Source organism: Micromonospora sp. WMMD735 (assembly GCF_049178995.1).
Lineage (GTDB): Bacteria > Actinomycetota > Actinomycetes > Mycobacteriales > Micromonosporaceae > Micromonospora > Micromonospora wenchangensis.
Genome location: NZ_JBMHMJ010000002.1, coordinates 2,684,263 through 2,706,255, shown reverse-complemented (window position 1 = coordinate 2,706,255; position 21,993 = coordinate 2,684,263). Strand labels below are relative to the sequence as shown.

Here is a 21,993-nt window from a genome sequence, read left to right as displayed (position 1 = left end):
CTTTGCCTTCGAAGTGAGCTCAGCGGGCTACCTGGAGCCCGTCGGTGGGGGAGTAGTGCAGGTCGAAGCCGGCCACCGTGGCCCGCCCGTCCGTGTCGAGGTCGAGGACGCGTTCTCCGGCGAGCCACTGGTTGCTCTGCCAGGCGGCGATGTCGACGCGTCGCTCAAGGTCGGCGATGACCTCGTCGATCACGTCGGCGTGGGTCATGGCGAGTGGCAGGGGCAGGGTGCAGCGGGCGATCTGCCGGGGCAGTGGCCAGTGGGGAACGCTTTCGGTTGGTACCGGTGTCCCACCGCCGTCGATCCATGGGGGGATCGATAGTCCGTCCGCTGTGCGTACCAGCAGTAGGACCTCGAGTGACTCGCTGTCGCTGTCGCGGACGTGACCCAGTGCCGTGTGGTCGTCGGCGTTGCCGACGCCGCCGGTGAGCCACCCGATGAGCGGCACCCCGTGTTCGGCGACCTCGGCCAGCCGGTAGCCGTCGGCCTGCAACTCCTTCGTGGCGACGTCGTCGCGCTGCTTCGCCTCTGCCTCGACCATCGTGGGCTGCCACGATTGCGGACCGACGGCCACGTCGCCGTAGGCGTCCTGGGTGAGGGTTGGAATGTCCGCCGGGAGCCGCAGTGGTGCGCCGTCGAGGTGTGGCAGGAGGACGGCGGCGCTGCGCAGCAGGGTCGCCGGTTGGTAGACGCGGCGCGAGCCGCTGACCGGTTGCGGCGGTTCGCAGGTCCAGTCGGCACCGGTGATCCAGCAGCGTGGCGTCGTGAGCGTGCCGGGGCGTGGGCGGGGGTGGCGGTGCAGCCGGCCGATGCGCTGTAGCACCAGGTCGACCGGGGCCAGGTCGGTGACGAGCAGGTCGAAGTCGATGTCGAGGGACTGTTCTGCGACCTGGCTGGCCACCACGATGTGCCGGTGGGGGCGGTTGCCTGCGCCTGGCGGTCCGAACGTGTCGCGCAACCAGCGGTCCTTCGCCGCGCGGTCGACGGCCATGAACCGGGAGTGCGCCACCGACACCGGGAAGTCCGGTCCGAGGGCCGCCCGCAGTGCCGCCGCCGTGTCGTGGACCCGCGCGACCGTGTTCCGGACGACGAGCGCGCAGCCGCCGGTCGTGAGTTGGTCGCGGAGCAGCCCGGCCAGGGTGGGTAGGTCGTCGTCCAGGGGTCTGACCTGCACCTCGATGCTGCGGCCGGAGTCGGCGCAGCTGAGGGTCGTACCGCCCCGCTCCGCTTCCGATGCGGTCACCAGCGGGTAGCGCAGGTCGCTGCGTACCGCCGCGTAGTGGTCGACGACCGGCTTGCCGCGATCGCGCCAGGTGGGTCGCGGTGGTGGTCCGAGTCGTCCCCGGTCGTAGGCCACCATCAGGTCGGCGCGCCGTTGGGCCGGCAGCGTCGCGGAAAGCACCACCACCGGCACCCCGTAGGCGGCGAGCCACTCCAGCGCGCGGTCGAGGAAGCGACTCATGTAGACGTCGTAGGCGTGTGCCTCGTCGATGACCACGACCTTGCCGGCGAGGCCGAGGTGGCGTAGCACCAGGTGTCTGCCGCGCAGCGCCGCGAACAGTAGTTGGTCGATCGTGCCGACGACGAAGCTGGACAGCAGGGTCCGCTTCGGGCCGGCCAGCCAGGCGTGTACGCCGATGTCGGCGCCTCCGGCGTCCTGGGCGATGCCGGTCGGTAGCGTCGTGGTGCGCAGCTGGTCGTACTCGGGGTTGAGGGCTGCCTTGCCGTGGGCGAGCCGTACGTCGCGTTCGCCCCGGCCGACCTGCGCGTCTGGCAGGCGCAGCAGCCAGGACAGCATGCGGCCGAACATGGCGTCGCTGGTGGCCCGGGTGGGTAGCGCCAGGTAGCAGCCGGCGGCTCCGGTGCGGCGGGCCAGGATCTCCACGGCCGCCAGCGCTGCCTCCGTCTTGCCTTCGCCCATCGCTGCTTCGACGATCAACATGCCGGGTGTGGGCATGGTGGTGGCCTGGTCGGCGACGGTCCGCTGCACCGGTCGCGCTACGGCACCGGCGGGTAGTTCGAACCGTGCGCCGAACAGGTCGTCCACGCTGGCGGGTGGTGCGACCGGCAGCCATGGCGTAGGGAGGCCCAGCGTCTCCCAGCCGACGGTCAGCCGGTCGGTCCCGACGTCGTCGAGGGTGTAGGGGAAGAAGTCTTCGTTGCTGGCGATCCAGTCGGCGACGATGACGAGGCCGGTGAGTGCGACCTGCACCGGTTGGGACAGTGGGGCGTCGCTCCAGGCGGTGAGTCGTTCGGTGGCCCCCGCCCGGTCGGTCATCCAGGTCAGCAGTTCCTGTTGCACCTGCCGCCAGGCACGGTCGCCGAGCAGGTGGGGACGGAACTGGACGTCGCGGAGGTTCTCGTCGGTCGGTGGTATCCCGTGGTGGCCGCCGACCACGATCGCGTACGGGTGCGGGTCGGTCCAGCCCTGCTCCTGCAGCCAGTCGGCCAGCACGATGTGCCCGGCGGTGGCGTGCGGGGCGTACCGGCGGTCGGCGCGGATCAGTTCCGGGTCGTAGCGGAGGCCCTGGTGGCGCATCTGCTCGGCCAGGTGGGGGGCCTGGCAGGCGAAGGCGGGTGTGGCCTTGCCGATGTCGTGTACTCCGGCCAGCCACACCGCGAGCGTGCGGGCGTCCGGGTCCCCGCCGGGTAGCTCGTCGGCGATGCGTCGACGTACGGCGGGGCTCAGCCAGTGGTCCCACAGCCTGCCGGCGACGTCGGCGGCGTCGGCCAGGTGTCGCCACAGCGGTAGCCAACCGACGAGGGAGGTGCCCTTACGGTCGGTCTTGCCCCAGACGGACCGTGCCGCCTCGCCGAGCTGCGGGGCACCGGTGGCGAGCTGCGTGCTCACTGCGCGACCGCCGGCAGCAGCGGGCTGGGCGTTCCGCTGTGCGACAGGTAGAGCATGTCGCGGGCCCGGGTCAGTGCCACGAACAGCAGGCAGCGTTCACGTTGCAGGTCCTGTTTGTGGGCGTGGGGGTCCTCCGCGGCCGAGGTGATCGCGTGGGGGGCGGGTAGCACCCCGGCGTCGAGGCCGACGATCGCGATGCACTGGAACTCCAGCCCTTTCATCCGGTGCATCGTGGCGACCCGTACGCCGTCGATGCCCCGCTTGTCGTCGGCGACGGGGATGTGGGCTTCACTCAGGGTCCTGCTGATGGTCTTGACCAGTTGTCCGGTGCGGGCGGCGACGCCGATCGCGTGGGGCTCGACGTCCTGGTCCAGCCAGGTTCCGACCCGTTCGATGAGCGCTTCGAACTCGTTGTCCCGGCTGCCGTGCGGTGCCAGGACGGGCGGCTGGCCACGGGTGATGGACCGGTAGCCGCGCAGGCTGTCGCCGTCATCGTCCAGGCCGGTGGCGGCTTCGCCGTTGAGGACCCGGACCGACAGATCCAGGATCTCGTGGGTGGTGCGGTAGTTGACGGTGAGCCGCCGGGTCCGCCCCCGCACCTCGATGCCGAGTTGGGCGAGTGACACCTGGCTGTCGTAGATGCGCTGGTAGGAGTCGGCGAGCAGGAACATGTCGTTCGGTCCGGGCGTGACGAGAGCTCGGAGCAGCCGCCACTGCGCCGGGTGGAGATCCTGCCCTTCGTCGACGACGACATGTCGGTATCGCGCGGGGGACTGACGCGCGATCACGGCCGCGTCGTCGGCGAGTTGGGTGTGCGTGCGTAGGCGGCGCTTCGCCAGGTCACGTTCGGCGGCGACGATCGTCGCCCATACCTGCTCGCGTTGAGCCGCCCGCAGGCCTTCGCCGCGTCCCTTGCGGGGGGCGTCGCGGTACGCCTGCAGCGTGGTCAGCCGCTGGGCCAGGACCACCTGCTCCCATTCCCGCCGGAGGAACGCGCTGCTGAAGGTCGTGACCCGACCAGCGCGGTTGACGTACGTCGGCCCGTTCTTCGCCGCCACGTCCCAGAGTTGGTCCAGCACCTCGGCCTCGGCGACCGCCACCTTCCGGCCGCTGCGAGTGACGATCTCGTACGCCAGCTTGTCGACGCTGACCACGTCGATGCGAGCCCGGACCATGGGGTCGTCGGTGAGTCGGTAGAGCTGTCTGTCGAGTGCTTCGGCGAGCGCACGGGTGAACGTGGTCAGGAGCACCTTGGACCCGTCCTGCGGCAGCCGCTGGGCGAGGAAGACCGCGCGGTGCAGTCCGGTGACGGTCTTGCCGGTGCCGGCGCTGCCGGTGACCAGCGCGGGGCCGTTGTAGGTCTCCCGGTAGGCGACATCGCGTTGCGTGGGGTGCAGGAAGGTGCGCCAGACGTCGAACGGGTGGGCGAGGATCGCGGCCAGTTCCACCGGACCGGAGACGAAGGCGATCCGTTCCGGGGTGCGGCGGGCTGCGGCCACGAGGTCGTCGGTGTCGACGCCCGACACGATACGGTCGGCCACCTCCGCCCAGACCTCCTCGACGGCCATGCCGCTGGCCAGCCCGTTGAGGACGTCCAGTTGCCCCTCGGGCAGGCGTCGGCCGAGGCTTTCCAGCTGCCGGTCCGTGCTGATGAGGCGCAGCAGGGGCAGCAGGTCGGCGTCCACGCCGAGGCGGAGGAGGTCGGCGTTGGAGATGCCGTCGAAGAGCCCACCGGCGGGTGGCCGGGACGGTGTCGTCGAGGCGAACTCTTCGATGCCGGCCTGGTCACGCATCTCCAGCACACCGAGTACCTGGTTGACGGTGAACCGCCGGCTCACCGCGAAGGCGATGGCGTCGTCGTGGGGGAGGACGTCGAGGAGCACGTACTTCTGCTCACCGAGCGCGAACACCACGCCCTGGTATGCCTGGTCGATGGGGATGAGGTGAATCTTGGGGTCCCGGGCTCCGGAGAGCTTCTCCAGGTGCAGGCGGGAATGGGTGTGTTCGGCGAACTTCCGGATGGCCGCGTCGACGGCACGTTGCACCCGGCGTTGCAGCCGGGCATAGGCGGGAAGAAACCCCCGATCGATGGCCAACTCGGCCATGCGTCCCTCCGTCGTTCATCGCCTGGGACACGCCAGGGCGCCAGTTCCCGGCGCGGTACAGGTAAGGCGGCTGCGGCCGGCCTTGACCCGCGCGAGACGCGGAAGAAGGCTCGTCGCGTGGGCCGCTGACGCCGACGCACAGTGAAGCAGCTTGTGAAGCGTGTTTGCAACGCTTATCTTAGTGCTGTCGGTTCACCGACACTCCCGTGGTCTCGAGGGCGGTCACCATGGCTAAGCTCAGCGCCGTGCTGACGGGGAAACGTCTCAGGAATCGGTATGTGTTGGGCCGCTATCCCCTGCCGGGCAGCGGGATGGGTGAGGTCTGGGTGGCGCGGGACACCCGACTTGAGCGCGACGTCATCGTGAAGTTCGTCCAACCCGCGCAGCTCGACGTGGAGCTGATTCGTCGGTTCCGGCGGGAGGCACTCCTGACCGCCCGACTCGACCACCCTGGCGTGCCTGCCGTCTACGACCTCGACGAGCACGACGGCCGGCCGTACGTCGTCCTGGAGAAGATCGACGGGATCACGCTGTCGACCCTGGTCGACGAGCAGCATCCGGTGCCGATCGGCTGGGTCGCCGCCATCGGTGCACAGATCAGCAGCGTCCTGATCGCCGCCCGACAGATCGGCCTGGTGCACCGGGACATCAAGCCGAGCAACATCATGCTGGACCCGAGAGGTGCCGTGAAGGTGCTGGACTTCGGCCTGGCCGTCATGCGCGACGACGACCGCTACTCGCGGATCACCGAGACGGGCCAGAGCCTCGGCACCGTCGGCTACATGGCCCCCGAGCAGATCCTCGGCGAGCCCGCCGACCACCGCACCGACCTGTACGGCCTGGGCGGCACCCTGTTCCACCTCCTCACCGCCCAGGTGCCCTTCGACGGCGACACGACCACCACCACACTGCGACACCAGCTCGACGACCCGCCGCCCCGCGCGGCTGAGCTGCGTCCCGAGATCCCGGCCGTCCTCGGCGACCTCGTCGACTCGCTGCTCGCCCATCGACGCGAGGACCGGCCGGCCGATGCCAGCGAGGTGTACGCCGCGCTGGCGCCGCTGGCCCTGGACCGGCCGGCGATGCCCGGGGTGGTCACCGACAGCGTCGGTGCCGTGCAGGGGTACGCCGCGGTCGTCGGCGGGACACCGCAGCCCGCCCACCGCGCCGTGAGTCCGGTCCCACCATCGGTACTCGACCCGGAGCAGGTGGCGCGGCAGGCGGAGCAACTGTTCGCCGCCGGCGAGTTCCGGGCTGCGGCACGCCTGTGGCGGAGCCTCGTCGAGCACCATGTGCAACGCCACGGCGACGACCACCCCGCGGTGTTCGGCTTCCGCCTGAACACCGCCCGTGCTCATGACTTACTCGGTGAGCACGGGCGGGCACTACGTCAGCTCAACGACCTACTGCGTGACCAGATCCGGTTGGTCGGTGCCGGGCACCCGAGTGTGCAGCAGCTACGTCAGGAGATCGAAGCCGTGGAGGAAAAGTCGGCGTCGTCTCCCCGCTCTCGATCCGTACCGAGCGTGGGTCGCTGAACTCCCGGGGCAGCAGCACCGCCTTCTGCTCCGGGAACCGGCCGCTGCCGTGGTGGAAGATCAACGCGCAGTTCTGCCCACGGGTCTCCGTGGTCAGCGCGCGCCGGGCGAGCGGTGAGTACATCAGGCTGTGTTTCCACCAGGCGGCTTCCTCGCCGTGGCGGTCGAAACCACGGCCGCTGGCGGCATGCCCGAACGCGTCGTGCACCGCGCGGAACATGTCGTTCTCGCCGTCGCTGAGATAGGGGTGCGCGTTGCCACTGGCCGCGCTGGCCCACACCTTCAGCCGGCGCTCCCGCATGTCGTCGACCATGGACTCGACGCTCTGGTACGGGTCCTCGTCAACGAATCGCACCGCCACGCCCAGGCCGCCGAACTCGACGCGGCCGATCAGGAAGTGGTACTGCCGCACGGTCTCCTGGCAGAACCTGGCGTACGAGGGGTAGGCCCGTTCGTCCCGGCTCGGCGCTGCCACGTACGCCGCCGCGATGGCGACGCCCAGGGCAGGGTCAAGGCGTACTGCGGCGTACGCATCCGCCGGTACGGCGCGGACGCTGGGCCGGTACCGCAACGCGCCGTCGTGCAGGTACCCGACCGGCGGGAACGTCGTGGTCGACGTGGGCGTGGCTGCGAGCAAGGGTGTTCATGGTCCTCCTTCGGTTGTGGTGGATGGTGCGGATCAGTCAGCGGGTGATCTCGGCCTGACGTACGTCGAGCATGTTCAGGTCCTGAATGGCCGTCGACCGCTGCTCCGCCCGGAGCAGTTCCCCGAACATGCGGATCTCGGAGACCCGACGGTCCCGGTGGAGCTTGGCGAACTTGCCGATGGTGGTGCTGTGTCCACGGCGCGGCATGGAGTCCTCCTCGGAGGTCGATGGAACGGAGACGCCGAAACAGTAGCGCCTGTGAACCGAGTACACAACATCCGATCTCATGCTAGTGTTCACGTGTGACAGCGGAGCGGAACACGGCACACGGAGCGGCGACCCTGACCGCCAGCGGCATCGCGCGACTGGCCAACGTCGGCAGAGCTGCGGTGAGCAACTGGCGTCGGCGTTACACCGACTTCCCCACGCCGGTGGGTGGCACCCCGACCAGCCCGTTCTTCGACGCACACGAGACCGAGCAGTGGCTGCGTCGCCACGGCAAGCTGCACCAGGCGGCCACCGAGCAGTGGGCCTGGCGGCACATCGAGAGCTACCAGCCGGCGGCGCAGATGACCGAAGCGCTCGGCACCGCCGGCGCCTACCTGCTCGCTGGTGTGGATCAGACTCCTGCCGCCAGCGAGGATCTGTTGACCCCGAAGCAGCTCGTTACCCGCCTGGGTGCCCTCGACGCCCGGCTGGCCGACATGGTCGGCCGTATGCTGCCGAAGCAGTGGACCCTGCAGCTCACTGCCGTGCTGCGTACCGTCGACGAACTCGGTCGCGAGCAGAACGCGGAGACCGCCTTCGAATACCTTCACCACCAGTACGTCACGTCGGCGCACTCGATGTCCGGCCTCGCCGGCACCCCAGATACCGTCGCCCAGGTGATGCTGGCGCTCGCCGGCTCCGGTGCCCGCACATTCGACTTCACCAGCGGCACCGGCTCGATCCTGCGGATGGCAGCCGACCAGGCACTGCAGCGGGGCACCGTGACGCGCTGCTACGCCCAGGAGATCAACCCCCAGTACGCACTGATCACCCTGCTGCGCCTGTGGTTCGTGCACCTGCGGGCCCGACGTGCCGGGCAGGAGGCGGTTCCGCCGGTCGTGCACGTGGGCGACAGCCTCCTCGCCGACGCCCTGCCCGACCTGCGGGCCGATGTCGTCGTGGCGAACTTCCCGTTCGGTATCCACGACTGGGGACACGACCGCCTCACCTACGACCCGCGCTGGACTTTCGGCCTACCCCCGCGTACCGAACCCGAACTCGCCTGGGTGCAGCACGCCCTGGCCCATCTCTCGCCCGGGGGTACCGCCGTCGTCCTCATGCCCCCGGCCACCGCCCTGCGTCCGGCCGGGCGGCGTATCCGTGCTGAACTCGTCCGCCGGGGCGCCCTGCGCGCGGTCATCGCCCTGCCCGTCGGCCTCATGCCACCGACCGGCATCGGCCTGCACGTCTGGGTTCTGCACCAGCCCGACCCGCGACAGGCACCCGCCACCCCGGGGCTGCTGGTCGTCGATGCCACTGCCATGCCGAAGGACTACACCCTCGCCGAAACCATCGGCACAGCGTGGCGCAGCCACCTGTCCGGCGACCTCTCCGAAGCGGCCGGAGTACACCGCGCCGTGGCCGCCATCGACGTGCTCAACGACCAAGTGGACCTGACGCCACAGCGCTACCTGCCGCAGACCGCCGAGATCGCCGTCGACCCGGCGCGCATCCTCGCTGCGATCGAGGACTTCGGCCGGCTCATCGACGAGGTCCGCGGCAACCTCCCGCCGGTGCGGGAGTCAGCAGCCGTGGCCCTCCACGCCGCGTCCCACGCCGAGGTTGCCGACCTGGTCCGGGCGGGCAGCGTCGCCGTGTACCGGGCGGTGACCCGTAGTCGTGCGAGCAGCGCGGGCACCGGCCGTCCCATTCTCACCTCGAGTGATGTCCTGGCTGGCCGGCCAGCGACCGGCACGGCCACCCACACCGCGACCGAGGACACCGGTCCGCGGGTTGAGGACGGCGACATCCTCATCCCGGTCATCGGTCGCGAGATCGTCGCTCAGGTGGCTGCCCCGGAGCAGGTCGGTGCCGAACTCGCGCCGGGTGTGCAACTGCTGCGCGTGGACAAGAATCTGTTCGACCCGTGGTTCGTGGCCGGGGTCCTCTCTCGCACCGACAACGTCAGGGTCGCCGGCCGGGTCTCCAGCAGCGGCAGCGGAGCACTGCGCATCGACATCCGACGACTCGCCATCCCCGTGGTGCCGCTGGAGCAGCAGCGAGCGTACGGAGAGGCCTTCCAGCGGCTTGCTGAGTTCCGTACCGGACTCGGTCGGGTCGCCGCGGCGGGGAACGCCCTGGCCCGTGACATCGGCGACGCACTCACATCGGGGGTTCTGACCATCACGCCTTGACCACAGGGGTGAAGTTCGCGCGGCGTCGCGTTTGTCAGTAGAGGCTGTAGCCGCAGGTGATCGAAGAGCAGCAGACGAGCTTCCTGGAGTCGTTGAGGTTGGTGCCGGCAGCGGTTGCGGCTTCGGCTTGGTCGAGGAGTTGGCCCAGGCAAGGTGGTAATTTACCGCCCTTGTCGTTGAGAGTGCAGAAAGGACGTTCGTGTGACTGACGACCACTCCGTGGCTGATTCCGTCGTCGAGGTGCCGGGGCGGCGAGGCCGGTGGGTCGGCGTGTTGGTGGTGTTCCTCGTTCTGCTTGTTCTGGGTGGTGGTGCAGTGACGTACTGGCAGATCGTCGACCGGAAGGACGAGGATCCCGGGGTGACCGCGTGTCGTTCGGCGGGATTCGTGGTGCGTGCCGCGCAGGGTGAGATCGTGCCCGATGATGAGGTGCGGCGGGTGGGGGAGTTGTTTCAGCGTTCCGCTCATGAGGATCTAAAGTCTGCGGGGGTCTTCGCGGTGGGCATGGTTCAGCGGGTGCAGCGGGCGCAGGATCCGCGCGATGCGCCGGAGACAACGAAGTTGCGGCAGTTCGAGCTGGCTGCTGCGGTCCCCAGATTGATCGCTGCCTGTGAAAATCACCAGGTCACCGTCAAGGGATAGCCGTGGAGTTGGGCGTCGCTGCGGCCAGATGCATGGTCGCAGCGACGCCCAACTGTTGAATGATCCACGGACGGAGTCGGGTTGCCGACTGGGGCAGGGCAGGTGGTGCCGCCCAGGTCATCCAGGTCGCTACCAGCCAGTGGCGATGGTGGTTCTTGCGCTCAGCAGTCCGTTGGCGGTGCCCGGGTAGAGGTACACGGTGCCGGTGGAGTTGTCGCGGGCGATGACATCAGGTTTGCCGTCACTGTTGAAGTCGGTGAGGCCGAATGAGGTGAAGTTGCCCCAGCCGGTGCCGACCTGGCTGACGTTGTTGGGTGGGAAGTCGTACAGGTTGAGGATGCCGGTGCTGGTCAGGCGGGCGTATACGTCGGGTGTGCTGTCGCCGACGACGTTGGCGATGCCGAAGGTGCTGTAGTTGGTGGACCAGCCGGTGCCGAGGAGTACCCGGGTGGTCTGGCCGCCCTTCAGGTCGCCGGGGTAGTTCCACATGTCGCCGGTGGAGCTTGCGGTGATGATGTCCTGGTAGCCGTCCCTGTTCCAGTCGGTCACGCCGAAGGGGCGGAAGCTGCACCAGCCGTTGCCGAGGAACGTGGGCTGGGGGTTGATATCGTTTGCGGTTCCGAGGAATACCTGAAGGTTGCAGGTGGTGTCGTCGCGGGCTATGAGGTCCTGGTAGCCGTCGTGGTTGAAGTCGGCGATCCCGAACGGGGTGAACTGGTCCCAGCCAGCGGACATGAGGCGAGGATCGGTCAGTTGAGTTCCCTGCTTGCGGTACTTCCAGAGGCTGCCGGCGGTATCGACGGCATAGGTTTCCGTCTCGACGGTGCCGGTTCCGGGCGGTGTCCAGGTCGTCGATCCGAACGGCGTGAGGGAACCGGTCTTGGTGGTGTTGCTCGCGCCCGCCTGAGTCGGGGTCAGTGCCCGCTTCCACACCTGTAGGTTGCTGATCTTGCCGGCGTAGTAGGCGGTCGGGGCGGCTTGGTACTTGTACCGGCCGACGACGAACTTGCCGGTGCTCGGCCAGGTCGGATTCGCTGTGACCGCGGTGCTGCCCTTGAGAACGCCGTTGACATAGAGCGAGATGGTGCGGGTTTCGGCGTTGTACGTGGCGACCAGGTGTGTCCAGACGCCGAGTGCGGTCCCGGCCGGAGTGACGACCTGGGTGTAGGACCAGCCGCTGTCGGCGTTGCCCAGGCCGAAGCGCCAGGTGTTGTCGCTCGTGTTGTTCCAGAGGATGAAGCGTGAGGCGTTTGCTCCGTCCTCGGAGACGATGACGCCGCCGGCGGTGGTGGGCTTCACCCAGACGGAAAGGCTGAACGACTTGGTGGTGTCGATCAGTGGTTCGTTGCGGAACAGTTCGCCCTGTAACGCGGTGTTCGGCGTGGCGGTCGCGGAGTCCATGTTGAGCATCAGGCTGGGACTGAACATGTCTCCGCTACGCCACAACGCTCCCGTGGTGGTGGCGGTGAGGGACTTGCCACCGGAAGAGTCGACGGCGCTGGGCACCGCACCGTCGGTGCCTTCGTCGAACAGCCAGGTGTGTTGTGAGGTGATCAGATTCTGGGTCGGCTGGGCCTCCACAGGTGTGGGGCTGGAGTTCGCGCGTACCAGCCAGGCGGTGACTGCGGCGCTTGCCCCCGTGGTCCATAGGTCTGGGTTGCCGTCGCCGTTGATGTCGGCGGCTCGCAGGACCAGTGCGGTGGCCTTGTTCCAGTCGGCGGTGGCCAGTGTGCGGCTGGTATAGGTCAGCTGGGCGGTGTCGAGGTCGAAGGTGAGGTCGGTCCACAGGTGCAGGGCACCGGTGGAGCGGTTCCACAGGAACATGGCGGTGCCGGTGTTGGTTTGGGCGGTGGCAATTGTCCAGTTGTTCCAGTCGGTACCGCCGGTGGGGGTCAGGGCTGTGGTGCGGGTGGCCTGCTGGTAACCGCCTGGTGCGCCGGTGGGGTAGTAGGTGAGGTAGTGGCCGCCTGTGGTGTCACCGCTAGTGCCGATGAGGTCGGGAACGAGTGATCCGGTCTGTCGACCGTCTCCGGCGTTGGCGACCTGGATCGGGGAGGTGCCGGCTTCGTCGACGAGTGCTTCTGGGGGAATGGTGATCTGCTGATCGCCGCCCCGCGAATCGATGGTCGATCCGTCACCGTTGGCGTGCAGGAGGATGGCGTCGCCGCTCGTGGGACGGTAGACCAGCACGTCCTGTAGGCCGGTGTCGAAGAAGTGGCCGGTGATCACCTGGCTGCCATCGAAGTCGGAGGATGTGCTGGTGGTGGCGACGCCGATTCCCTGGGTGCCAATGTTGACGATGTTGGGGTTGATGCTGAGGGAGCCGCTGTTTTCGGCAAGCCAGAGACCTGCTGGCAGGTTGTTGGCCGAGCCCACGGTGATCAGGTCTGCCTTGCCGTCTCCGGTCATGTCGGCGTCGTTGGCGGTTGCGGCGGGATCGGAGTTGAAGACCCTCACCGCCGTGTCGCCGATGTTGCCTCCGGCCGAGATGCTCGTCACGACGAGGGTGTTGGTGAACCGGGTGGGCTTGAGCGTGATCGAAGTCGTTCCGGTCGATGCGGGGATCACCACGGGTGGTGCGCTGTTGAGTTGGTAGCTGTAGCTGGATGGCGCGGTACCACCGCTTGGCGGGGTGATGCCGAAGGTCGCAGTCTGGCCGACGATGGTCGGCTCTGCTGAGGTCAGTTGCACCTCGGGTTTGCCCGCACGCGTGGGGTCAAAGATGAACTTACAGGTCACCGACCAGTCTCCGGCTGCGCCGAAGTCGGTGGCCTGAACCCGCCAAGAGAAGCTCGTCGCGGTTCCTGTGCCTGGCCCCGTGTAGCCCGAGTAGGTCCGGAGTGTGCTCTGCGGAATCACCAGCACAGCGGTGCTGCCTGACGGGTAGGTGAGTGTGCTCGGATTGGAACTGGCGACGTTGGCAGCGTCGCTGGTTCGGGTGACCTTGAAGGTGACGCCGAGCACTCCGCCGTTGCGATCGGAGACGGGCGCATACAGGGACACCGCGGAATCACCGACGACGGTGGGTGTGGCTGCGGTGCACGAGGTGGTCGGTGAGGTGCTGAGGCCTGTGGGCGTGTTCGGTTTGTGGTTGTAGAGGATCTCCAGCGTGGGGCTGGTGTCCAGGAATTCCTTCCAGCTCTGGGTGTCGCTGGCCTCGTTGTACGCCTTCAACCACAGGGTTCGCGTGCTCCTCTTGGCCGTTACGTCACTCGCGATCTGGCCGGTGATGTCGAATGAGACGCCGCTGGCGGCGCATCCGCTGTATCCGTAGGCGAAGCTTTTGTTGGCGGCCAATGGGCCGCTGCTCTGGGACTCCCAGAAGTCCCACTTCGCGTTGCCGGAGCTGAGGACAGTGGAGGGAGCAAAGACGTCCACGCGTTTCGCGGTGCAACTCCATGAGAGGGTGTTGGTGATCTTGAAAAGTGCTGAGTTGATCGTGGCACCCGTCAGCGTGCTGTAGGGGATTGAGAAGTTGATGAGCGTGTTGGAACGCTGCACTCCGGAGTTGCCCACCTGCATCCGCTTGTACGGGTCGGGCGTGTCCTTCCAGTAGTTGGTCGACTGGTGTTGAGCCGAGATGGTGGCCCAGCCCCCCTTGCTTGACCCGGTCGGAGTCCAGTTGAAGGTGGGGTCGATGTACACCGGGTAGACGGTCTTCGGGCTGGACAGCAGGGCGCGGTCCGGATTGAGGACGAGTTGCCCCGGCTTGATCTTCACCTTGATGGGGGCGGTGCGGGCATGGCGGCCTGGGGCTGCCGGTGAGGAGGCCGTGGTGCGGCGGTCAGCCGACGGGCCGGCTGCGTTCCCCTCGGTGGAATCCCACATGACCGGTGCGGCGGCGGTGATGACCGCGCTGCCGGAGCGATCTCGACCGGCGATGTTGCCGGCCGCGTCGGCGCTGAGAGTGAACCCGGTGCTTTCGGTGGTGAGCGTCAAGTTGGCAAGTCGAGAGTTGGTGGCGGCTTCCGGGGTGTTGACCACGAAGACATGTGAGAAGGACCCCTCGGTATTGACGGTGACGACCAGGTCCACGTCGGGGAGCACCTGCCGATATGTGGCCGTGGCACCGGAGAGTGTCGGAGGTGGCAGGGGTGCTGGTGCGCCGAGGGTGAGCGCCCGGTCGCCGGAGACCATCTCGGCCAGGGTCTGGTTTCCTCCGGGGGAGAGGCGGACCTCGTTCGTGGTGACCGCTGCCGTGATCCTGCCGTCGTCGTCTCGCACGAGGTTCGGGTTCAACGACTTCCACTGCCCGTCGATCCGGGTGCGCGTCGGCTTCACATGCTCGGTGAGCTGGATCTGCCCATCGGGACGGGCCGTCACCACCGTCGTCGACGTCCCGGCAGCGGTCGCCTCGACCGGGGATCCGGTGCGTCGTGCCTCGACGACCGCCTGAGCGACGCCGATGGGTGCGGCGACGGCCTGCTCAGGGGCTGCTTCCCTGGATGGTGAGCCAGCGGCCGGGCCGCACCAGGTCGCGGCAGATGCAATGACCATGCATACCGTCACTGTGGACGGGACCAGGCGTGGCCAGTGCGCGAGGCTGTTTCCGGGCGTCAAGACATTACTCCCCGTGTGTCAGGGGACACGCTGCCGCATGTCCGGTGGCGGGCACAGTGAACCAGCCCGACCGTCCCAGCGGAACGCTCATCCTTTCCGCGTTGCCCCTTTCGACCTTCTTCGGCAGGTCTGGATGCCCGGCCGCGATCTTTCGTTATGTTCCCGTGACCTCGCCCGCCGCGCGACGTGAAACATTGTCCATGCCGCTTGGTGGTCGACCCGACACCCTGCGTGTCTTCTTGTCGGTCGTCGGTCAAGGTGGGTTGGCAATGGTCGGACACGGGGGATCGCGGCTGCTCACACGCCGCAGCAGGCTCGCCGCGCTCTGCATGGGAACGGTGCTCATCGCCGGAACGCTGGTGGCGACGCCCCCAGGGGCGATGGCCGCCGGTGCCGCAACAGGTCGACCTCCTGTCCCATCGCCTGGTCGCTCCGTAACGGGAGTGAAGCCCCTGAAGTCGAAGTTCGTCGTTCCACGTGACGCCGCGAAGACCAACTCTCAACCGACGCGGACCACCTGGCCGAAGGCCGCAGCGGCTGAGGTCGACCTGGCCTCGGCCGGCGCCCGTGCTGATGCGTCGATAAAGGCGAGGGCGACGGGAACCCCGATCTGGGTGCAGACTGCCCCGCAGCGTCAGTACTCCCACGGCGGCCCTCAGCGTCTCGGCGTGCGGGTGCTCGATCGCGCTGCCACTGCGGCTGCCGGCGTGAACGGCGTGCTGCTCAGCGTGTCCTCGCCAACGGCGAGCAGCGCCGGTGCCGTGCGCGTCGGCGTGGACTACGCCGGCTTCGCCGAGGCGTACGGTGGCAACTACGGCTCCAGGCTCAGGCTGGTCAAGCTACCCACCTGCGTGCTGACCACCCCACAACAAGCGGCCTGCCGTTCCGTCGAGCCGCTGTCGTCACGCAACGACGTGGCGGCTAGGACGGTCTCGGCTGAGATCACGGTCGGTGGTGCCGACCGTGAGACAACTGTTGCCGGCCCCGCCACGACAGTGCTCGCTGCGGTCGCTGGCGCGGGAGAGGAAGGCGGGGAGGGGGGCACCTACGCGGCGACGGATCTGAAACCCTCCGGTTCGTGGAGCGCGGGCGGAAGCACCGGGTCGTTCAGCTACTCGTACCCGCTGACGGTACCGCCGACGCGGTCGAAGCTGGCACCGCAACTGGCACTGTCGTACGACTCCAGCGCGGTGGACGGACAGACCGTCGCCACCAGCGCGCAGGCGTCCTGGGTGGGCGACGGTTGGTCGACGCCGCGCAACTACGTGGAACAGACCTTCGTCTCCTGCCAGGACGACCCCGGCGGCACTCCCTCGCCGAAGAAGACGTACGACCGCTGCTACACCGGTCCGATTCTGACCCTGTCGCTCAACGGATCGTCCACGTCGATGATCTGGGACTCCGGGAAGGAGACGTGGAAACTCCAGAACGACAACGGCTCGGTCATCAAGCAGGTGACCGACTTCGAAACCGGCAGCGGTACCTACAACCACGACTACTGGCGGGTGACGGAACCGGACGGCACCGTCTACGAGTTCGGCCGTAACAGGCTGCCGGGTTGGTCCACCAACAAACCGGAGACCAAGTCGGTGGACCACACCCCGGTGTATTCGCCGCATGCCGGTGATCCCTGCTACAAGTCGACCGGGTTCTCCTCCTCGGTGTGCACCATGGCCTACCGCTGGAACCTCGACTACGTCAAGGACGTCCGCGGCAGCGCCATGGCCTACTACTACAACCAGGCAACCAACTACTATGGCCGCAACGAAGGCGCCACGGACGTCTCCTATATCCGGGATAGTTGGCTGGCGCGCATTGACTACGGCTTCACTGACGGCAACGCCTACGGCACCGTCCCGAACCGGGTCGCCTTCAACACCGGCGACCGGTGCCTTTCGGGGACGTGCAATCCGCTGAACGAGAGCACGAAGGCGAACTGGCAGGATGTCCCGTTCGACCTGATCTGCAAAGAGAACACCGATTGCAAGTCTTGGAGCCCTTCGTTCTTCTCCACCGTCCGACTCACCTCCGTGGAGACGCAGCAGTACGACACGGCAACCGCGACGTACCAGCCGGTGGATTCGTACGCCCTGACGCACACCATGCCGCCGACGCTCGACGGCACGGCTCCCACGCTGTGGCTGAGTTCCATCACCCGCACCGGCCACGACACCACCTCAGGCGGATCGACCACGCCGATCACGCTGCCGTCCGTGTCGTTCACAGGGGTGAAACTGCCGAACCGGGTCGACACCGCAGGCGGCCTACCCTCCTTCTACCGGCAACGCCTCGAAACGGTGACCACCGAGACTGGCTCCACCATCACAGTCAGCTACGAACTGCCAGAGCCGTGTACGGCACCGGTCAGCGTCGCTCCCGCGACGAACACCAAGTCCTGTTACCCGGTCTACTGGACTCCTGACGGCTACTCCGATCCCGCTCGTGACTGGTTCCACAAGTACGCCGTTACCAGAGTCACCGCCACCGACCCGACGGGCGGAGCACCGGCGACCGCGACCAGTTACACGTACGTCGGAGGTGCCGCCTGGCGCTACGACGACAACGAGGTCGTGAAGACGAAGTACCGCACCTACGGCCAGTTCCGCGGCTACGGCAAGGTCGAGACCCGTAATGGCGATGCCACCAACGACCCACGCACGCTCACGGCCGCCACCTACTACCGCGGAATGTCCAAGAACAACAACACCACCGTCGTCAACGTCACCGACTCCGCCGGCGGCGTCCACGAGGACATCGATCAGCTGGCCGGGCGGGAACTGGAGACCACGACATACCGCGGTGACGGGGGACCCGTCGAAACCTCGACGGTAACCTCGTACTGGATCTCGGCGGCCAGTGCGACTCGGAGCCGGACAGGCCTGCCCGACCTGACGGCGAACAAGATGGCACCGGTCCAGACCTGGACCCGGCAGGCCATGACCAGCACCGGCGCGACCACGTGGCGCTACAGCCAGACCGACAACACCTACGACACGTCGGTCAGCTCGCCCACCTTCGGTCTGCTCAAGCACTCCTACGACCACACGGTGCCGGTCAACGCCGCCTACGACCAGTGCACCACCACCACGTACGCGCCGGTCAACACCAGCCTGAACATCGTCGGGCTGATCAGCCAGGTCGAGACGGTCGCGGTGGCCTGCGGCGGCTTCACCCCAGGATCGCCGTCCTCGGTGCCTGGCAGCGTCAACACGCTCACCGCGCCGACCACCATCGACCGGCCCGCGCAGGTCGTCTCCCACGTGCGTACCTATTACGACGACCCGAGCTTCGCCACGACGTTCCCTCAGGCCAACGCGCCTACCAAGGGCAACGTGACGATGGTGCGTAAGGCATCCGACCACGTCGCCGGTGCCTACGTCTACCAGACCACCGACCGCGCAGAGTTCGACGCCTACGGCCGAACCACCGCGATGTACGACGGGAACGGCAACAAGTCCACTACTACGTACACGGACAACGCCGTCGGCCTCACCACCGGCGTGACCACCAAGAACGCCAAGGACCACGTCTCGTCGACGACGGTCACGCCGATGCGCAACCTGACCACGGTCTCCACCGACGCCAACCTCGTGTCGACCCGCCGGCAGTACGACGCCCTTGGCCGGGTCAAGGCCGTGTGGGTGGCCGGACGGGCCACCAGCAACCCGCCTCACCATCGCTACACCTACACGGTCCAGAAGACCGGCCCTACCGCCACCACGACCGAGACGCTGAACAACGCCGGTGGCTATGCCACCTCGACGACCATCTACGACGCGCAGATGAGGGTACGCCAGACCCAGAGCACCAGCCCCGCCGGCGGTCGGATGATCACCGACACCTTCTACGACACCAGGGGCTGGGTACGCGCCACGTACGACGGTTGGTGGGACGAGGCCAACAATCCGGCCACAACGCCCGTGTCGGCAACCGATCTCGGCAAGACGGTCTATCACCAGACCTTCAACACCTATGACGGCGCCGGCCGGGCGATTTTGGTCCAGAACGCGCGAGACAATCAGGTCGTCTCCGCCACCAGGACCGTCTACAACGGCGACCGAACCACCGTCATCCCACCTGCGGGCGGCACCACCGTCTCCACCGTGACTGACCCGACGGGCCGTACCGACAAGGTGCTCCAGTACACGACGACCCCGATCCTTGTCACGCCGTCGAACCCGATCACGGGCACGTACTACCTCACCGGCGGCACCACCACCGCCACGAGCTACGGATATGACGCACGCGGCAACCAGGCCAGCCTCACCAACTCCGCAGGCACCACCTGGAACAGCCGGTACGACCTGCTCGCCCGGGTAATCGAGAAAACCGACCCGGACGCCGGCACCAGCACCATGACGTACGACGGCGCCGGCAACCTCACCCAGACCACCAACTCCCGTAACAAGACCGTCTCGTTCACCTACGACTCGATCAATCGTAAGACCGGCACCTTCGCCGCTCCCCTGTCCGGTCAGTCGTCGTCGAACGAGCTCGCCTCGTGGGTGTATGACAATGACAACGCGGCGGTGCCCAACATGGACAACCCGAAGGGCCAACCGACCACCGTTACGGCCTATCGCAACAACGCCGCCTACATCACCCAGTACAAGGGCTTCAATGCCTTCGGCGCGTCCACCGGCGAGACCATCACCATCCCCGCGGTCGAAGGACTACTCGGCAACACGTATACCTTCGGCCATGCCTACCTTGGAGTGACGGGACAGCCATACAGCAACGCCTTCCCCGCCAAGGGCGGACTCCCCTCCGAGACTGTCACCTACGCCTACACCGGTGCCCTGGAACTGCCGAACACCGCAGGCAGTCTGCTCGGCACCTACGCCAACGCCACCTACTACGACGCCTGGGGCCGGGTGACCGGCGGCCGGATCAACGCGAGCAGCAGCCAAGCCACCATCATCAACGCCTACGACGACCACAACAGCCGGCTGAAGACCCAGAAGATCACCAAGACCACCACTACCACCAAGGACGTCGCCCAAAAGGAGTACGAGTACGACCTGTTCGGCAACATCACCAAACAGATCGACACCCGGTACGAGCCCGCCACCACAGCAGAAACCCAGTGCTACCGGTACGACGCACTGCGCCAACTCACCTCAGCCTGGACCGCCACCGACAACTGCGCCCTCGCACCGAGCGGCAGCAACCGTGGCATGGTCGGCAGCGGCATCGGCTCCACCAGCGCCTACTGGACCGAGTGGACGGTAGACCTTCTCGGTAACCGCCAAAGCCAGAAGCAGTATGCGCTCAGCGGCGGCACCGACATCACCACGACCTACACCTATGACGGCAACAGCGAGGGGCAGCCGAACACCCTGACAAGCACGGCAACCAGCGGTGGTCTGACCGGCAACACCTCGTACACATACGACAAGTCCGGCAACATGGCCACCCGCAGTGCAGGTCAGGGCAACCAGATCCTGAGTTGGGATGACACCGGCGAACTCACCGCCGTCACCGGCGGCACGGACGGCGACAGCTCCTTCCTGTACGACGCCGACGGCAACCTGCTCATCCAGAAAGACCCGGGAACCAGCACCCTCTACCTCCCCGGGCAACAGATCACCCTCAACACCAGCACCCAGACCCTGACCGGCGTGCGGTACCACCCCCTCCCCAACGGGGCGACCGCAATCCGCACCGGTACCGGCAGCAACTACGGCTACACCATCCCCGACCACCAGGGCACCCCGAGCCTCTACCTCAACAACACCGCCCAGGTCCCCACCTGGCGTCAGTACACCCCGTACGGAGACCCCCGCGGCGCCACCGTCACCACCCCCGACAACCGGGGCTTCCTCAACCAACCCCTCAACACCAACACCGGACTAACCCAGGTCGGCGCCCGCAACTACGACCCGACCAACGGACGCTTCATCTCCCTCGACCCCCTGCAGGACCTCACGGACCCCCAGCAGTGGAACGGCTACGCCTACGCCAACAACTCACCCGTCACCTCCAGCGACCCCAGCGGACTAATCCCCGAAGACTGTCTCGACCACGACTGCTACGGCTACAGCCCCACCAAGGGCTGTCCGGGCGGCTGCGGCACCCCGGCTAACGAACACTGGGGAAAACGCAACGGACACAAGGGCACCACCCCCATCCGACGACACGACCCCCGGATCCTTGGCCACGTCATCCGGGTCCCCGAAACGGTGTCACTAGAGGAGTTCGCCCGCCGCTGGAATGAACAGCGCGGTGAATGGTTCGGACGGGAGTTCTTCTCCAATGACGAGTTGGTAGCACAGGATGAGCGCGCCCTCGCCATGAACATCTGCCACGAGATGGGCCGGCCCGGCGGCTGCCAGCAATGGATCGAAGAACTCTACAACCCGTATATCGACTGGATGGCAGCCAACCTGCCATCTGATGATCTGATCCCAGGCGGCGCTGGCAGCCTCGGCGCTGCAGCGGCCACCGGACGCGGCACTGGCGCGGGAAGTCGGCCTTCCAGCGGCGGTGGCTGTGGCTGTGGCTGCATGAGTTTCAGCGGCGACACCAAAGTCCTGATGGCCGATGGCAGCGAAAAGCGCTTGGACGAGGTGCAGCCAGGCGACGAAGTGCTCGCTGCGGACCCAGAATCCGGCATCCAAGGCCCGCGGCGTGTAGAGCAGGTATGGATTCATCCAGACGAACTGATCGACCTGGAGGTCGGCGGCGCACTCCTCACCACTACCGAGGATCATCCCTTCTGGAACCATACCGACCGCCAGTGGCAGCGAGCCGACCAACTCGATCCCGGTGATCTGGTCCTCAGCCCCAACGGACTTCACCCCGCCGGTGGCCTCCTACCCTCCTCGACCCAAACAGACCTCGCCTACAACCTCACCGTAAACTCCATCCACACGTACTATGTGCTAGCCGGCAACACGCCGGTGTTGGTGCACAACACGAATGGACCCCGTGCATGCGATTTGACGCTTGGCGCGGGGCCACATGCACGCGAAGGGGTGGGGCTGGTTGACGGCAACATCAATGCGCCCGGCGTTCGCGGTATGATCAACGAATCCGGTAATCTGCATGGGTGTCACACATGCGGCGCGACTACGCCTGGAACACGTAGTGGTAACTGGATCCCGGATCACCAGCCACCGACCACCATGGTGCCGCGTGGCAGCCCTCAAACCGCTTACCCGCATTGTTTATCCTGTATGCGATCACAAGCTGGAACAGTAACTCAGATTAATCGAGGAAACCTTGCATTCTGACAGCGATAATCTG

Annotated in this window: 8 protein-coding genes; 4 read left to right on the top strand and 4 right to left on the bottom strand. The window is 67.1% G+C overall.

The genetic code is table 11. The annotated features are described in order from the left end of the window. Positions 1-19: 19 nt before the first annotated feature. Positions 20-2,851, bottom strand: a complete 2,832-nt coding sequence (gene cas3, locus ACN268_RS11405; RefSeq protein WP_421483166.1) for a CRISPR-associated helicase Cas3' — start codon at positions 2,849-2,851, stop codon at positions 20-22. Beyond that, the gene (locus tag ACN268_RS11400) at positions 2,848-4,956 is read right to left on the bottom strand and encodes a UvrD-helicase domain-containing protein (protein WP_421483165.1); all 2,109 of its coding nucleotides are present in this window, start codon (positions 4,954-4,956) and stop codon (positions 2,848-2,850) included. The genes cas3 and ACN268_RS11400 overlap by 4 nt, the downstream gene beginning before the upstream one ends. A gap of 278 nt (positions 4,957-5,234) precedes the next feature. Here ACN268_RS11400 and ACN268_RS11395 point away from each other — a divergent pair, with 278 nt between their 5' ends. Next, entirely contained in the window at positions 5,235-6,494 is a 1,260-nt protein-coding gene (locus ACN268_RS11395) for a protein kinase domain-containing protein (protein WP_421483164.1), read from the top strand. A 683-nt stretch (positions 6,495-7,177) separates the two neighbouring features. On the opposite strand, the gene ACN268_RS11390 is transcribed toward ACN268_RS11395, so the two are convergent. Next, the gene (locus ACN268_RS11390; RefSeq protein WP_421483163.1) at positions 7,178-7,348 is read right to left on the bottom strand and encodes a hypothetical protein; all 171 of its coding nucleotides are present in this window, start codon (positions 7,346-7,348) and stop codon (positions 7,178-7,180) included. Positions 7,349-7,443: 95 nt separating this feature from the next. Here ACN268_RS11390 and ACN268_RS11385 point away from each other — a divergent pair, with 95 nt between their 5' ends. Further along, entirely contained in the window at positions 7,444-9,543 is a 2,100-nt protein-coding gene (locus tag ACN268_RS11385) for an N-6 DNA methylase (protein WP_421483162.1), read from the top strand. A gap of 201 nt (positions 9,544-9,744) precedes the next feature. Then, the gene (locus tag ACN268_RS11380) at positions 9,745-10,185 is read left to right on the top strand and encodes a hypothetical protein (RefSeq protein ID WP_421483160.1); all 441 of its coding nucleotides are present in this window, start codon (positions 9,745-9,747) and stop codon (positions 10,183-10,185) included. 129 nt (positions 10,186-10,314) lie between these two features. Here the strand turns inward: ACN268_RS11380 and ACN268_RS11375 are convergent, their stop codons facing one another. Beyond that, positions 10,315-14,682: a LamG-like jellyroll fold domain-containing protein gene (locus tag ACN268_RS11375; protein ID WP_421483159.1), complete on the bottom strand. Its 4,368-nt coding sequence runs from the start codon at positions 14,680-14,682 to the stop codon at positions 10,315-10,317. Positions 14,683-14,801: 119 nt separating this feature from the next. Here ACN268_RS11375 and ACN268_RS11370 point away from each other — a divergent pair, with 119 nt between their 5' ends. Beyond that, entirely contained in the window at positions 14,802-21,980 is a 7,179-nt protein-coding gene (locus ACN268_RS11370; protein ID WP_421483158.1) for an RHS repeat-associated core domain-containing protein, read from the top strand. The last annotated feature ends 13 nt before the right edge of the window (positions 21,981-21,993 follow it).